14 protein-coding genes are annotated in these 15,690 nt (G+C 57.9%); 9 read left to right on the forward strand and 5 right to left on the reverse strand.

Annotated elements, in window-relative coordinates; genetic code table 11:
* The first annotated feature begins 26 nt into the window (after positions 1-26).
* Complete coding sequence (locus ACVBAU_RS03825; protein WP_093731406.1) at positions 27-1,016, forward strand: ABC transporter substrate-binding protein; 990 nt, start codon at positions 27-29, stop codon at positions 1,014-1,016.
* Between the two features lie 81 nt (positions 1,017-1,097).
* Here ACVBAU_RS03825 and ACVBAU_RS03830 read toward each other — a convergent pair whose 3' ends face one another.
* Positions 1,098-1,649: a L,D-transpeptidase gene (locus ACVBAU_RS03830; RefSeq protein ID WP_138924352.1), complete on the reverse strand. Its 552-nt coding sequence runs from the start codon at positions 1,647-1,649 to the stop codon at positions 1,098-1,100.
* Between the two features lie 137 nt (positions 1,650-1,786).
* Positions 1,787-1,993 carry a cold-shock protein gene (locus ACVBAU_RS03835; protein ID WP_005851393.1) on the reverse strand — a complete coding sequence of 69 codons (207 nt, stop codon included), beginning with the start codon at positions 1,991-1,993 and terminating at the stop codon, positions 1,787-1,789.
* A gap of 397 nt (positions 1,994-2,390) precedes the next feature.
* On the opposite strand from ACVBAU_RS03835, the gene ACVBAU_RS03840 reads away from it, so the two are divergent.
* On the forward strand, positions 2,391-3,350 hold the full coding sequence (locus ACVBAU_RS03840; protein WP_138924351.1) for a response regulator: 960 nt from the start codon (positions 2,391-2,393) through the stop codon (positions 3,348-3,350).
* Positions 3,351-3,451: 101 nt separating this feature from the next.
* Here the strand turns inward: ACVBAU_RS03840 and ettA are convergent, their stop codons facing one another.
* Complete coding sequence (gene ettA / locus ACVBAU_RS03845) at positions 3,452-5,107, reverse strand: energy-dependent translational throttle protein EttA (RefSeq protein ID WP_093731403.1); 1,656 nt, start codon at positions 5,105-5,107, stop codon at positions 3,452-3,454.
* Between the two features lie 379 nt (positions 5,108-5,486).
* Between ettA and ACVBAU_RS03850 the strand changes: the two genes are divergently transcribed.
* The 4 genes from ACVBAU_RS03850 (at position 5,487) to dacB (ending at position 9,934) form a co-directional block, all read left to right on the forward strand.
* On the forward strand, positions 5,487-5,927 hold the full coding sequence (locus tag ACVBAU_RS03850; RefSeq protein ID WP_138924350.1) for a universal stress protein: 441 nt from the start codon (positions 5,487-5,489) through the stop codon (positions 5,925-5,927).
* A gap of 11 nt (positions 5,928-5,938) precedes the next feature.
* Positions 5,939-7,492 (forward strand): alanine/glycine:cation symporter family protein, encoded by a 1,554-nt coding sequence (locus ACVBAU_RS03855; protein ID WP_138924349.1) that lies wholly within the window; start codon positions 5,939-5,941, stop codon positions 7,490-7,492.
* A gap of 77 nt (positions 7,493-7,569) precedes the next feature.
* On the forward strand, positions 7,570-8,199 hold the full coding sequence (locus tag ACVBAU_RS03860; RefSeq protein WP_448327988.1) for a nicotinate-nucleotide adenylyltransferase: 630 nt from the start codon (positions 7,570-7,572) through the stop codon (positions 8,197-8,199).
* 223 nt (positions 8,200-8,422) lie between these two features.
* On the forward strand, positions 8,423-9,934 hold the full coding sequence (gene dacB, locus ACVBAU_RS03865) for a D-alanyl-D-alanine carboxypeptidase/D-alanyl-D-alanine endopeptidase (protein ID WP_448327990.1): 1,512 nt from the start codon (positions 8,423-8,425) through the stop codon (positions 9,932-9,934).
* Between the two features lie 22 nt (positions 9,935-9,956).
* Here the strand turns inward: dacB and ACVBAU_RS03870 are convergent, their stop codons facing one another.
* Positions 9,957-10,379, reverse strand: coding sequence for a tellurite resistance TerB family protein (locus ACVBAU_RS03870; protein WP_171048941.1), 423 nt, complete (start codon positions 10,377-10,379; stop codon positions 9,957-9,959).
* A gap of 119 nt (positions 10,380-10,498) precedes the next feature.
* Here ACVBAU_RS03870 and ACVBAU_RS03875 point away from each other — a divergent pair, with 119 nt between their 5' ends.
* From ACVBAU_RS03875 to ACVBAU_RS03885, 3 genes are all read left to right on the forward strand, one after another.
* A complete protein-coding gene (locus ACVBAU_RS03875; protein ID WP_448327993.1) occupies positions 10,499-12,079 on the forward strand; it encodes a lysine--tRNA ligase in 1,581 nt (526 codons plus the stop codon).
* A 62-nt stretch (positions 12,080-12,141) separates the two neighbouring features.
* Positions 12,142-12,555, forward strand: coding sequence for a DUF4864 domain-containing protein (locus tag ACVBAU_RS03880; RefSeq protein WP_138924344.1), 414 nt, complete (start codon positions 12,142-12,144; stop codon positions 12,553-12,555).
* Between the two features lie 136 nt (positions 12,556-12,691).
* Positions 12,692-14,980: a glycosyl hydrolase family 28-related protein gene (locus ACVBAU_RS03885; RefSeq protein ID WP_448327995.1), complete on the forward strand. Its 2,289-nt coding sequence runs from the start codon at positions 12,692-12,694 to the stop codon at positions 14,978-14,980.
* Here the strand turns inward: ACVBAU_RS03885 and ACVBAU_RS03890 are convergent.
* Entirely contained in the window at positions 14,977-15,648 is a 672-nt protein-coding gene (locus ACVBAU_RS03890) for a hypothetical protein (protein ID WP_448326310.1), read from the reverse strand. The two genes, ACVBAU_RS03885 and ACVBAU_RS03890, sit on opposite strands and share 4 nt — an antisense overlap.
* Positions 15,649-15,690: the final 42 nt, after the last annotated feature.

Here is a 15,690-nt window from a genome sequence, read left to right on the forward strand (position 1 = left end):
CAACCAACCAAGAGGGAGATATAATAATGAAAAAACTATCAACATATGTCGCCGGGGCCGCTGTGGGCCTGATGGGGACCATGGCGCAAGCTGCGGATGATGTGACGCTACAACTGAAATGGGTCACGCAAGCGCAGTTCGCGGGCTATTATGTGGCGCAGGATAAGGGGTTCTATGAAGAAGAAGACCTGAACGTCACGATCAAACCGGGCGGTCCGGATATCGCGCCAACACAGGTTCTGGCCGGTGGCGGAGCGGATGTTGCCGTTGAATGGATGCCTGCCGCTTTGGCCGCGCGTGAAAAAGGCCTGCCGATGGTCAATATCGCACAGCCGTTCAAGTCGTCTGGCATGATGCTGACCTGCCGCAAGGACGCCGGGATCGAGACCACCGACGACTTTAAGGGCAAGACCTTGGGCGTCTGGTTCTTTGGCAACGAATTCCCTTTCCTTAGCTGGATGAACAAGCTTGAGCTGCCCACCGAAGGCGGCGAGGATGGGGTTACCGTTCTAAAGCAGGGCTTTAACGTGGACCCGCTGCTGCAAAATCAGGCGGCTTGCGTGTCGACCATGACCTATAACGAATACTGGCAGGTGATCGACGCAGGTCTGACACCAGATGATCTGAACGTGTTCAAATACGAAGAGCAGGGCGTCGCCACATTGGAAGACGGGCTGTACGCTCTGGAAGAGAACCTTGCCGATCCGGCGTTCGAGGAAAAGATGGTGCGCTTTGTGCGGGCGTCGATGAAGGGCTGGAAATACGCCGAGCAAAATCCTGATGAAGCCGCGGAAATCGTCTTGGACAATGACGCTTCCGGTGCCCAGACCGAAGAGCATCAGAAACGCATGATGGGCGAAGTGGCCAAGCTGACCGCAGGCAGCAACGGCGCATTGGACGAGGCAGACTATGAGCGGACGGTACAATCGCTGCTGTCTGGTGGCTCCGATCCCGTCATCACAGCCGAGCCGTCGGGAGCCTGGACCCATGCGATCACTGACAAGGCGCTGAACTAAGAGGGTATATCCCTAAGGGTATGCCGAAACGAGAAGGGGCTGGCAGTGATGCCAGCCCCTTTTACGTTGCGAGTCCGATACTTAAAGAACGGTAACTTTGGTGCCGATAGGCACGCGCTGGTAAAGGTCCTTGACGTGTTCGTTCAGCATCCGGATGCAGCCATTCGAGACAGAGCGCCCGATGCTGCTAGGTTGGGTGGTGCCATGGATGCGGAAATACGTGTCTTTGCCGTTCTGGAACAGGTACAGCGCGCGCGCGCCCAGTGGGTTGCTGGGGCCGCCCGGCTGCGCGTCGGTGTTCCCGATGAACCGCGCATAGGATTTGGGTTCGCGTTCGATCATCTCGTCCGTGGGGCGCCACGTGGGCCATTCCTTTTTGACGTCGATCGTCGCGGTGCCGGTGAATTCCAGACCCGCTTTGCCGACGCCCACACCGTATCGCATGGCCTGACCGGGGGCGGTCACCAGATACAGGTAGTGGCTGCGGGGCAGGATCAGCAGTTCACCCACGGCATATTGCGGTTTGATCGACACCATTTGCGGCATGGGATCATAGGCGGCACCCGCGGCGAACAGCGCGTGCGGAAAGGCGAGGGCGGCCAAAGAACCTGCGATAAACTGACGACGGCGCATGGGGGGCTCCTTTAGGATATGATGACGGTATTTTGCCACTTGGGTTGGGTTTGGCAACCCTGAGGGCATAAAAAAACCGGCTGTCCCGTGAGGGTCAGCCGGCAAATTCATGGTGCGGGCCTAAGGCCCTGCATGGCTTATGCCAGTGCGATGTTCGACGCGGATTCGCGGCCGTCACGGCCAGCTTCGATGTCGAATGTCACTTTCTGGTTGTCGGCCAGACCGGTCAGGCCTGCGCGCTCAACAGCGGAGATGTGTACGAATACATCTTTGCTGCCGCCATCGGGTGCGATAAAGCCGAAGCCTTTAGTTGTGTTAAACCATTTTACGGTGCCAGTGGCCATATCCGTAGTCTCCTCTAGTATGCCATCCGCGTCGTGCGATGGCTCGGCGTTGTCGGTCTGGATCGAAGTCTGAACGCCGTATGAGGGAGACAGTTGGTCGAAAAAGAATAACGTTAGCTCCTTCGATATGGCAGGTCGCAGAGATTCGCGCAAGAGGCTGTCAATGGGCGTTAAAAAACAGGCCGTTCATCGCTTATTTCGGCACATTCTTGCCTCACTTCCTTCGGCGAAGGCGTTTTACGCCAATAGATGTTGGCCGTTTGCAACCTCAAAACGGTTAACGCCTTGGCTCATTTTGCCCCACTGCTGACAGATTCTTTTGCGATTTTGTTCCGAGCCGTATCACAAACTTAACGATTCCCCCTTTCTGGTAACCCGACAACGAGTGAGCCCCCTTATGAAAATCCTTGCCGTAGACGACGACCCTACCATCCTCGACCTCCTGCGCGACTGCCTCACGCCGTCGCTTGGGTTTGATCTGGTCTGTGCCGTCTCGGCCGAGGACGGGATGGCCAAGATCGAAGACCACGGGGCAAGTTTTGACTGTTTCTTGCTGGATATCATGTTGCCCGGCGTCGATGGGATTACGCTGTGTGACGATATTCGCACCATGCAGGCCTATAAAAGCGCGCCGATTATTATGATTACCGGCAGCCGCAAACACGATCTGATGGACACGGCATTCCGTGCAGGGGCGACCGATTTCATCTTCAAGCCGCTCAACGGTATCGAGCTGGGCGCGCGGATCAACATGGCGGGGATGCTCAGCGACAGCCTGCGCCGTGAACGCGAGGCGGCCCACACGCTGGCGGAACTGTCGGGCTTAATGAAGGTCCGCGTGGACGAAAGCTTTGATCTGAACGTCGTGGGGGTCGATGATCTGCACGGGTTCGAAAACCACATGCTGCGCCTGCCCGAAGGCTGCTATGCCATGAGCCTTTTCGCGGTGAAGCTCCCACAAATCCGCAATATCTTTGACGCGGCAAGCCCGGCTGAATTCTGCCGCCAGATGGGTTTGGTTGCGCAGGCCACTGTCGCGGCGCTGGTGCACGAGAAATGCTATATGGGCTATGCGGGCGACGGAATCATCGTGGGGACCGTGATCGGCCGCCACCGGATCAAGCCGGATGAAATTCAGAAAGACATCGAGGATATCCTCTCCCATGACGGCACTGCGGTGCGGATTGGGGGGGACTTTAGCGCAGATGTAACCGTAAAGCTCGTGTCGAACCAGCGGCTGTGGTCGGGGCTGTCTGCCTGCAACACGCTGCGCGACTTTCTGGGCCGTGAAACCGTACCAGACAGCGCCAGTACGGACCGCACCGACGGCTATGCCGAGCTGGCCGACGGGGTATAATCGCCCCCCCTTTTTTGCATCGCACTCGCGATGCCCACTAGAAACGAAAAGGCCCCCGCAGTTTCCTGCAGGGGCCTTTGTCATTAAAACCTACGGCTGGATCAGCGCGAGAATTTCTTGTGTTTCATGCGCTTGGGTTCCATGGCGTCTTCGCCCAGACGGCGTTTCTTGTCTTCTTCGTAATCAGAGAAGCCACCTTCGAACCATTCGACATGTGCGTCGCCTTCGAATGCAAGGATGTGCGTACAGATCCGGTCAAGGAAGAAGCGGTCGTGCGAGATGACCACGGCGCAGCCCGCGAAGTCGACCAGCGCGTCTTCGAGCGCACGGAGCGTTTCAACGTCCAAATCGTTGGTCGGTTCATCGAGCAGCAGTACGTTGCCGCCTTCTTTGAGCAGACGCGCCATGTGCACACGGTTGCGTTCACCACCTGACAGCAGGCCGACTTTCTTCTGTTGGTCGCCGCCCTTGAAGTTGAATGCACCGCAATAGGCGCGGGAGTTTACTTCGGCGTCGCCCAGTTTGATGATCTCGGCCCCGCCAGAGATGGCCTGCCAGACGTTATCGTCCGGGTTCAGGTCATCGCGCGACTGGTCGACGTATGACAGATCAACCGTGTTCCCAAGCTCGATCGTGCCGGTGTCGGGTTGTTCGTGGCCGGTGATCATTTTGAACAGGGTCGATTTACCCGCGCCGTTGGGCCCGATCACGCCGACGATCCCGCCCGGTGGCAAGGTAAAGTCCAGCTTTTCGATCAACAGCTTGTCGCCCATAGCCTTGGACAGGCCTTCGACCTCAAGCACCTTGTTGCCCAGGCGTGGGCCGTTGGGGATAACAATCTGAGCGCGCGTCAGACGCTCGCGCTCTGAGCTGTCGGCCATTTCGTTGTAGGCGTTAATACGTGCCTTGGATTTCGCCTGACGGGCCTTGGCCCCCTGACGCATCCATTCAAGTTCGCGCGACAGCGTCTTTTGCTTGGACTTGTCTTCGCGGGCTTCTTGCTCAAGCCGTTTGGCTTTCTGGTCGATCCAGTTGGAATAGTTCCCTTCGTAAGGGATGCCATTGCCGCGGTCCAACTCAAGAATCCAGCTGGTGATGTTATCCAAGAAATAACGGTCGTGGGTCACGATCAGGATCGTGCCCTTATAGTCGATCAGGTGCTGTTGCAGCCAAGCGATGGTTTCCGCGTCCAAGTGGTTGGTCGGTTCATCGAGGAGCAGCATTTCAGGCGCTTCAAGCAGCAGTTTGCACAGGGCAACACGGCGGGCTTCACCACCAGAAAGGGTTGTGACATCCGCATCATCAGGGGGGCAGCGCAGGGCTTCCATCGATACGTCGATCTGGCTGTCGAGATCCCACAGGTTCTCTGCGTCGATCTGGTCTTGCAACGCGGCCATCTCGTCGGCGGTTTCGTCGGAATAGTTCATCGCCAGTTCGTTATAGCGATCCAGAATATCTTTCTTCTTTTTGACGCCCAGCATGACATTCTCGCGCACGGTCAAAGCGGGGTCGAGGTAGGGTTCTTGCTCGAGGTAGCCAACCTTGGCACCCTCGGCGACCCATGCTTCGCCCGAAAAGTCTTTGTCCTGACCGGCCATAATCCGCATCAACGTCGACTTACCCGAACCGTTGATACCGACGACGCCGATTTTCACACCCGGCAGGAAGTTCAGGTTGATGTTGTCGAAACATTTCTTACCGCCCGGATAGGTCTTTGAGACACCGGACATGTGATAGACATATTGAAAGGCGGCCATTGAGAATCCTCGGATAAGCTGAATACGATTTGGAGCGTGCAATATCGCCACTGGCGGGCAAGAGCAAACGTTCAATATATTAGGCTCATATATAAGGCATCTCGTGCGGTTTTGAAGACCCGCCGCCGAGGGACCGCTTTTAGGGTGTGGTGCGCTTTGCTTTGGATCATGGCCCGACGACCCGTCAGCGGAGTTTTGGCAGCAGGTTTCCGTTTTAACTGAGCAAAAGCCGGTAAATGGGGACGATTGACCGCATTTTATACGAAATTCAGTCGAAAAAAATTTCAGACCTCGTTTATATTCTGCAGACTCGGGTGTGTTTGGCGCCCCGATTCAACGCGGCCGCAAAAAGACCGTGTCTCAACATAGGGATAAATACATGACAGCTTCGACTATTATAGTTGGTCTGGACGGGGGAGAGGCCGGAGCGCGCGCTTTGGATTTCGCTATGACCCAGGCCAGATTGATCGGGGATTGCGAGCTCAAGCTCGTGTATGTGATCGAATGGTCTCCGTTCAGTTTCCAGACCTCAGAGGAAAATGACCAGCGTCACAAACGGCGAGAAGAAGAGCTGGCGCTTGCCCGTGAACGCATTGTCGATCCGGCGGTGAAAAAAGCGGACGAAAAGGGCGTAACGGTTCAGGGCATCGTAAAGCACGGCGATGTTGCCGATATTCTGGACGATCTGGCCAAAAAGCATGGCGCACAGCAGATCGTCGTGGGCCGTGTCGGTTTGCGCGGTTTGAAAGAGCGTATGTTCGGTGGCGTGACGGGCCGTTTGGCCGTCGCCTCCCGCGTGCCTTTGACGATCATTCCTTGAAAGGTCATATCATGAAAAACTTTCTGACAACGGGTGTGGGGGCTGCTGCTGTCTCTGCCTTGCCGATGGTTGCCTCTGCACAAGAGGCCGTGGGCATGGATCAACGCATCAACGATATCTTTGCCGGTTCGACGGGCTGGTTCGTGAACCTGATCTTTATGTCGCTGCCGGGCACCAACTTCCCGTGGATCGTGCTGTGGCTGGTGGTCGCGGCGTCTGTGTTTACGCTGTACTTTGGTTTTATTCAGATCAAGGCGTTCTCGCATGCGATATCGCTGGTGAAAGGCGATTATTCCGATCCCGACGACGCGGGTGAGGTCAGCCACTTTCAGGCGCTGACGACGGCGCTGTCGGGGACTGTCGGTCTGGGGAACATCGCGGGCGTCGCGGTGGCCGTGGGCATCGGTGGGCCGGGCGCAACCTTCTGGATGATCTTGGCCGGTTTGCTGGGCATGGCATCCAAGTTCACCGAATGTACGCTGGGTGTGAAATACCGCAATGAATACGCCGATGGCACCGTGTCCGGTGGTCCGATGTACTATATGACAAAGGGCTTTAAGGAACGCGGCCTGCCTTTGGGCGGCTTTCTGGCGATTGTCTTTTCGATCTTTACCATCGGCGGCGCCTTGGGCGGCGGGAACATGTTCCAAGCCAACCAGGCACATGCGCAGCTGTCCGGTATCATCGGGGACTACCCCGGATGGATCACGGGCATCGTGTTTGCCGCCGTGGTGTTTTCGGTCATCGTGGGCGGGATCAAATCCATCGCCAACGTGACTGAAAAGATCGTACCGCTGATGGGTGTGATCTATGTCGGGGCCGCGCTGATTATCCTGATCGTTGAATACGACAAGATCGGTTGGGCCTTTGGCCAGATCTTTGAAGGCGCATTCAGCGGTCTGGGTGTTGCAGGCGGCCTGGTCGGTGCGTTGATTCAGGGCTTTAAACGGGCGGCGTTCTCTAACGAAGCGGGCGTGGGATCGGCTGCGATCGCACACTCTGCCGTGCGCACCAAAGAGCCGGTGACCGAAGGCGTGGTTTCCCTGCTTGAGCCGTTCATCGATACCGTTGTGATCTGTACGATGACGGCTTTGGTGATCACCATCTCTGGCGTGTTGGTTATGGACCCCGAAACAGGGCGTTTCATCCTGAACGAGGCAGGCACCGCGATCCAGACCGTTGACGGGTCCAGCGGCGTGCAGCTGACATCCGCCGCCTTTGCGACCGGGTTCAGCTGGTTCCCCTATGTCCTAGCTGTGGCGGTGATCCTGTTCGCCTTTTCCACCATGATCAGCTGGTCCTACTACGGGCTGAAAGCGTGGACCTATCTGTTTGGCGAAGGCAAAACCAAAGAGATCGTGTTCAAGGTGATCTTCTGCCTGTTCATCATCGTGGGGGCTGCGGCCAATCTTGGGGCGGTCATCGACTTTTCTGATGCGATGATCTTTGCTATGGCGGTTGTGAACATCACGGCGCTGTACTTCCTGATGCCGATCGTCAAACGCGAGATGAAGAGCTATTTCGCACGGCTTAAATCCGGCGAGATCAAGAAGTTCGTCGATTAACGCACGGACTACGCGATTGACAAAGCGGCGTTGCTGCCCTTCTTTCGGCCCCTGATGTATATCGGGGGCCGTTTTCGTTGGGTTATCCATTTCCATATGCGCCCCCAGGGCAGGTGATCGGACTGCTGGGCGGGTCGTTTGATCCGGCACACGAGGGGCACGCGCATATCACCCGCGAAGCGATAAAGCGTTTCGGGCTGGATCGCGTGTGGTGGATGCTGAGCCCCGGCAACCCGTTGAAGGCACAAGGTCCGGCCCCGATGGAGCAGCGTCTGGCGATGGCGCGGCAGGTGATGCAGCATCCGCGGGTCGAGGTCACGGACATCGAGGCCCATCTAGGCACGCGCTATACCGCGCAGACCCTTGCCGCGCTGCGTGCGCGCTATCCCGGCGTGCGGTTCGTCTGGCTGATGGGCGCGGATAATCTGGCGCAGTTCCACCTGTGGCAAGACTGGCAGCAGATCATAGAAACGGTGCCCTTGGGTGTTCTTGCGCGACCCGGCCAGCGGATCTCGGCGCGGATGAGCCGCGCGGCGACGCTGTATGCGCCCTACCGGATTGCGGGGCGGCACAGCCAGCTCTTGGGGCGCTCGCAAGCGCCGGCGTGGTGTTTTGTGAATGTGCCGATGGTCGATGTCAGTTCAAGCGCGATCCGCGCTGCGGGCAAATGGTCAGCGCAGTCTGCAAAAGGCGACGCCCGCCCCTAGATCGTGTCCCGCCCTGCCCAAGGCAAAAGGGACCTCGGCGCAGATGCCGGACCCGCGCCAAGCTCGATTGGCAGGAAATCGCCTGCGGGAATCAGTGACAGGGCGTCAAACATGATCAAAATGGCCCGTTGCGTGTCCCGTCCGTTTCCATGGCCCCGTTGCCCATGAAAATGTGATTTGCTACTGCTTGTGTCACTGGGTCCTGTCAGGTTTAAGTCGCCTCATGAAAACTGTTTTATCACGTCGTTTCTTTCTGGGGTCCGCTGCGGCGGGCATTATCGCGCCGGCTGCGTTTGCGGCCCCGCCGACTGAATCGCTGCGCCCTGTGTTGCGCGGGGATGATCTGTTCCGGCAGTCGATCCCCTCTGCGCAAGAGCTGATCGACAAAGCCAAGCTCGACGGGATGGTGACCTTTAGTCTGGCAGACGCCGAAACCGGTGCGGTGCTTGAACAACATGGCCCGCTTGAGGGCATGCCCCCTGCCAGCGTAACCAAGGCGATTACCGCGCTGTACGCGCTGGACACGCTTGGCGCGGCGCATCAGTTCGAAACGCGGATCATGGCGACCGGCGGTGTCGTGGGCGGCGAAGTGCAGGGCGATCTGATCCTTGTGGGCGGGGGCGATCCGACGCTGGATACCGCCGGGCTCGCGAGGCTGGTGGACGACCTGAAAGCGGCCGGGATCATAGGCGTCAAAGGCGAGCTGAAAGTCTATGAACACAGCCTGCCGATGTTCCCGTTGATTGATGCCGACCAGCCGGATCACGTGGGTTACAATCCGGCAGTGTCGGGGCTGGCGCTGAACTTTAACCGCGTGCATTTCGAATGGAAGCGCGAGAACGGCAGCTATGCGGTCACGATGGACGGACGGTCAGGGTCTTACCGCCCCGATGTCGCAATGGCCGCGATGGAGATCAGCGACCGCAGCGCACCGGTATTTACCTATCGCGATGCGGGCACGCGCGATGATTGGAGCGTTGCCCAAAGCGCCTTGGGGAATGGCGGGTCGCGGTGGTTGCCTGTGCGCAAACCGGGGCTTTATGCGGGCGACATATTCAAGACGTTGGCAGGATCACAGGGCATCCGCCTGCGCAACATGAGCCTGATCACCAGCCTGCCAGAGGGCGAGGTTCTGGTGGCCCGAAAAAGTGCGCCTTTGCGCGATATCCTGCGCGATATGTTGAAGTATTCCAACAACCTGATCGCTGAGATGGCGGGGCTTTCTGCCACGGTCTATCGCACCGGAACGCCGGTCTCCTTGCGGGCCTCGGCGGCAGAAATGAACGTTTGGGCCAAGGCCAATCTGGGCATGAATGCGCCTGCGCTGGTCGATCATTCCGGTCTGGGTGAAGACAGCCGCGTGTCTTCGCAGGACATGGTGACAGCGCTGGTCAGGATCCACGGGTCAGGCACGTTGAAACCCTTGCTCAAGTCGATTTCCTTGCGGGATTCCAAAGGCCGCCCCGTGCAAAACCATCCGATCAAGGTCGAGGCAAAAACCGGAACGTTGAACTTTGTCTCGGCGCTGGCAGGATATCTGACGGCACCAGACGGGCGGGTGATGGCGTTTGCCGTGTTCACTGCCGACACGCCCCGTCGCGCGACCCTGACGCGCGCGCAACGTGAACGCCCTGACGGGGGGCGGGCCTGGAATGGGCGGGCCAAACGGCTGCAGCAGGGGCTGATTGAACGCTGGGGGGCGTTTCATCAGGCCAAGGATACAGCCTCGCTTTAGCGGATCGGCCCGACCAACTGGTTTATTTTACATGGCGCGCGCGGGCACCGCGTTCGATGGCGGCAGCGTGCAGACGGTCCAGATCCAGTTCATAGCGGATTTCTTCGAGCAGGCGCAGCTCTGCCTCTTCGAGGGTGCCGTCGGCTGCGGCCACGTCACAGGCCAAGGCATATGCCGTCTCGTTTAGGCGGTCAGGCATCGCGGCTTTGACCAGCCCGAACAGGGCATCCAGCCCGTCCTCTTGTTCGAACAGATCAAAGACCATGGAACTGACAGTGCTAATGCGGTCCAGATCATAACCTGAGAACACGGGTAGCATATTCACTGCCGACTGAATCTTGAGCAGTTCCGTGGTGCGGATGTCCTCGTCCGAAGCGGAGACCGCGATCATAATGGCGACAAGACAGTCTTGCGCGCTTAAGCTGAGGGAGGTGTCGTCAATCATGCGCATTTCCGTTCGGTTATTGCGTTGATCTGCAGATTATTGACGGGCCTACAGGGACGCAATAGGTACAGCCTGCCTGCGCGCATTGGGTGCGGGGTGAAAATGATGGAATTGATGACATGTCGCAGATGCGTGAAGCAGCCCTAACCAGCAAAGCGTGGCCGTTCGAGGAAGCACGTCGGGTGTTGAAACGCTATGCAAATAAGGCTCCCGAGAAGGGGCATGTCTTGTTCGAGACCGGCTATGGCCCGTCGGGTCTACCGCATATCGGGACCTTCGGCGAAGTTGCGCGCACGACGATGATCCGCCGCGCTTTTCAGCTGATCAGCGACATTCCGACGCGGTTGGTGTGCTTTTCGGACGATCTGGACGGGATGCGCAAAGTGCCGAGCAACGTGCCGGACCCCGAAGCCTTGGCCGAACATCTGCAAAGACCACTGACATCTGTGCCCGATCCTTTCGGCACGCACGACAGCTTTGGCGCACATAACAACGCGATGCTGCGCCGGTTCCTTGATACATTCGGGTTCGAATATGAATTCATCTCGGCCACCGAATTCTACGGGTCGGGCAAGTTCGACGAAGTGCTGCTGCGCGCCGCCGAGAAGTATGGCGAGATCATGGAAGTGATGCTGAAGTCGCTGCGCGAAGAGCGCCGCCAGACCTATTCGATCTTCCTGCCGATCCATCCTGAAACGGGGCGGGTGATGTATGTGCCGATGAAAGAGGTCAACGCCAAGGAAGGCACGATCACTTTCGACGACGAAGACGGTACAGAAATGACCTTGCCGCTGACCGGTGGCCACGTAAAATTGCAGTGGAAGCCTGACTTTGGCGCCCGTTGGGCAGCGCTGGATGTCGACTTTGAGATGTACGGCAAGGACCACAGCACCAACACGCCGATCTATGACAAAATTTGCCGCATTCTGGGCAACCGCCCACCAGAGCATTTCACCTACGAGCTGTTCCTTGATCAGGACGGGCACAAGATTTCCAAGTCGTCGGGAAACGGGCTGACCATCGATGAATGGCTGACCTACGCCAGCGCGGAATCGCTGTCGTATTTCATGTATCTCAAGCCCAAGACGGCCAAGCGCATGTATTTCGATGTGATCCCCAAGGCGGTTGATGAATACCACCAACAGCTGCGCGCGTTTGAGACGCAGGATGACAAGGGCAAGCTAAACAACCCTGTTTGGCATATCCACGGGGGCGATGTGCCCAAGTCGGATATGATCGTGCCGTATTCGATGCTGCTGAACCTTGCGTCTGTTTCCTCGGCCGAGGAAAAGTCGCAGCTGTGGGGCTTTATCCAGCGTTATGCGCCTGATGCGACGCCCGAAGGCAACCCCGGTATGGATGCGGCGGCCGAACATGCGGTGCGCTATTACAACGACTTTGTGAAGCCCACCAAAGTGTTCCGCGCGCCCACCGATCTGGAGCGAGAAGCGCTGGAAGACCTGCGTGACCAGCTGAAAACATGGGACGGCGGGCTGGATGCCGAGGCGTTGCAAACGATGGTTTTCGCTGTCGGGAAAGAACGTTTCGACCCGCTACGTGATTGGTTTACTGCGCTTTACGAAGTGTTGTTGGGCGCAAGCCAAGGCCCGCGTTTCGGCGGCTTCATCGCGCTTTATGGTGTGGATGAGACTGTCGCACTGATCGACGACGCGCTGGCAGGCAAGCTGACCACGGCGTGAAACTATTGCCCTATGGTGTGCGTGGATTAAGTTAAGTCCAACACATCATAGGGAGCATTCTCATGCGTGGCGCGGTTCTTTCGGCCTTTTTCGGGATGGTTTTGACCTTTGCGACGGCGTTTGGTGCCACGGCGCAGCAGTCGGATATCGAAAGCACGATCACCGGCCAGTTCGAGGCCTTTAAGGCAGATGATTTCGAGGGCGCGTTCGAATATGCGAGTCCCAATCTGCAGATGATGTTTCAATCCACCGAAAATTTTAAACGTATGGTGACCTCGGGCTATCCGATGGTCTGGAAAAACACCGAAGTGCGGTTTTTGGACCTACGCGAGATCGCGGGCGCACAGTGGCAGAAGGTGCAGGTGACGGACCTGAAGGGTTTCACCTATTTGCTGGATTATCAGATGGTTGAGACGCCGGAGGGCTGGCGCATTGCCTCTGTTCAGCTGCTGGATGCGCCAAGCGTTTCGGCGTGACGTTGCCCCCGAGCGCCGTACGCTGCGGTTAGCCGTGATTAACCACTTGTGAATATTTCTATCCCCCTGCCGGCCAAGCGTCGGAGTTTTGCAATTCATGGGGGGCGACATCGCACCCTCGGCGAAGGGGATGACGATGAACAAGGCAATCACGGACGGTCTGCTGCTGACACCTGCGGCTTTTGCACAAGGCTTGGATGTGTATTCAAGCGGGGATGGCACGGCGGGGTCTGACACCTATGAAAATGCGATAAATGCGGCGTTTATCCCTGCGGATCAGGACTTTGGCGGGGCGCTTGAGCTGATCAAGACGCAATCTACGCAAAAGCTGCGGTACATGGGGCAGACGCCGCTTTTACCGGGGTGCTATTTGCGGATTACGGCGCGGGTCAAAGCGATCGGTGGGAATTTACCCTCGGTGCGGATCGCGGGGTATCCGGCGCTTGGCAATGGCACCCGTGTGGGAGGGCTGGTCGAAGTGGGGCCGGCGGTGGCGCTTACGAGCTATGGCGAAGTGGTCGAGGTCAGCGCGATTGTCGGGTCGGGGCTGCGCGGCGGTGTCGATATGGTCTGGGGCAACGCGCCGGTCTACGGGCATTTTGGACTGGATCTGACGGGGCAGAACGGCGGTGTCGTTCGTATTGATGATGTGCGGATCGAGGATGTGACCAGCGTTTTCCTGCGCGACATGCTGGCACAGGTCGACGTGCGGGACTATGGCGCGGTGGGGGATGGCAGCACGGATGATACGGCTTCCTTTGTTGCGGCGAATGCGGGTGCACAGGGGCGCAGCGTGTTGATCCCGAGCGGGACGTATCTGCTGAACGGTGATGTGACCTTTGACGCGCCGACACGGTTTGAAGGGACGGTGACCATGCCCGCCAGCGCGATCCTGCTGCTGCGGCGGAATTTCGATCTGCCCCATTATATCGAGGCGTTCGGGAATGAAGAGATCGCGTTTCGCAAGGCGTTTCAGGCGTTGTTGAATAATGCGGATCATGAATCGCTTGATCTGGGCGGACGCAAGGTCAACGTTACCGGCCCGATCGATATGCAGGCGGCGACGCCTGAACGCACCAGCTATGCCACGCGACGGGTAATCCGCAACGGCCAGCTTGAGGCGGCGAGCAATGGCGATTGGGACACGGTAACGGTGACCTCGCAGGCAAGCTATTCGCCCTCGGATGCGCGCAAGCTGACGAATGTCGTGAACGTCGCGAATGTGCCTGTGGGGGCGTTGATCACCGGCAACGGGGTGGGGCGCGAGATTTATGTGCGGGCCAAGAATGTCGCCACACGAGAGATCACGCTGAACGCACCGCTGTATGACGCGGCGGGGACACAGAATTTTACCTTTACGCGGTTTCAGTATCTGCTGGATTTCGGCAACTATAGCCAGCTAAGCAAGTTCGTCCTCGATGACATCGAAATCCAGTGCAACAACGTGGCCAGCGGGATCAACCTTGCGCCGTCGGGGACGATTTTCCATGTGCGCGACTGCTTTATCTCGCGACCCAAGGATCGGGGGATCACGTCGAGCGGCGGCGGGTGTCAGGGGATGTTCGTGGATCGCTGCCAGTTTCTGTCCGCCGAAGACGCGCTGGACGTGCCGGACCGGACCACGATTGCGATCAACTGTAATGCCAATGACGTCAAGATCCGCGATAACCGTGCCACGCGCTTTCGCCACTTTGCGCTGCTTGCGGGGCAGAATAATATCGTCACGGGGAACCATTTCTTTCAGGGGGATACGGTCAAAAACGGCGTCCGCTCTGCTGGGTTGATCCTTGCGGCGCAGCATACGGCGAGCGTGGTGAGCGGAAATTACATCGACAATTGTTTCGTCGAATGGACCAACGAACAAGACCCCGCGCCGGAATACAGCAGCGAGTATTCTTTCAGCTCCCTGTCGATCAGCGGCAATATATTTCTTTCGGGCGAAGTCGCCCCGTGGTTCAGCTATATCGTGATCAAACCCCATGGGGCGGGCCATGTGATCAACGGGCTTACGATCAACGACAACCGTTTCCGCAGCATCAATGGGTTTATTGATCGGGTGGAGCGTATCGACACGAGCTTTGCCGATATGGATTTCTCGCGCATGCGCAACATAGAGATGACCGGCAATTCGTTTCACGGCATCAGCAATCCGGTCTCTAATCCCGTGCAGGTCGAACATACCGAAGGCAGTTTGGCCAAGACCTGGGTGGTGGATATTGCCGGCCGTTTCCCCTTTGGCGGGTGGGCGATCGCGGTGGACAGCATCACAATGGATGGGCCGGTGCGCGACGGATCGAACGTAGCGCAGTACAGCGCACCCTATGTCTTGACAGATCAGGGAACGGAGCGTGATCTGTTGCATCTGGTCTGGAGCACCAGCGTCAAAGGATCGATCTTTATGCAGGCGCGGATGGATAAACGCTAGAATTCGCGCCAAATCGACAGTTTCAGCGCGGGGTTGGAACTGTCGCTTATCAGCGTCTCGGCCCCGATTTGCAGGCGAATATCAGGGCGGCTTTTGATCGGACGCACAACGATGGAGGGCGCGACAGAGGTCGCGGTGGTGGCAGAGGTCGACGCGTAGAAAATTTGCAGCATCCCTGAAAACCTATCGCCAAAGTTGATCCCGAAGGTGCTGTCCACTTTGGCCAGATGCTCTTGAAGATATACGTCCCACGAAAGCGAACTGTCGATGGTGATCCAGCCGTTTTTCTGCGCGAGCGTGAAGCCGCGGCCCCATGACAGCCCCGCTTTTACATTCGGAGTGACCACATCCCCCACCCACGCCGCGCCGATGCCCAGTTCGGCGGACCAAACGCTTGGGCGATCCCGTCGGCCCAACGGACGGCGTAGGAAAAAGGTAGCGGACCCCGACTGCAGCCCATAAGCGCTTGCGAGAAAACTGATCTCTGCCCCGAGGGTGAGGTCATCGCGGGCGCCGTATTCGAGAAACGTGCTTTCCGAGATGTCATAATTTTGCGTGACACTGACAGTATTTGAACTGAAGCCTTTGCCTTTTTCCCGTAACCAAGCGCCGCTGTGGGCGGGGGCTGGGAAAGTGAGGAGGATAAGGAGGATTGACCATAAGCGCATCGGGTACCCTTTCAACGGGTAGCTTGGCGCTTCATGCTTAAT

It is taken from the genome of Sulfitobacter sp. M13, assembly GCF_053474885.1.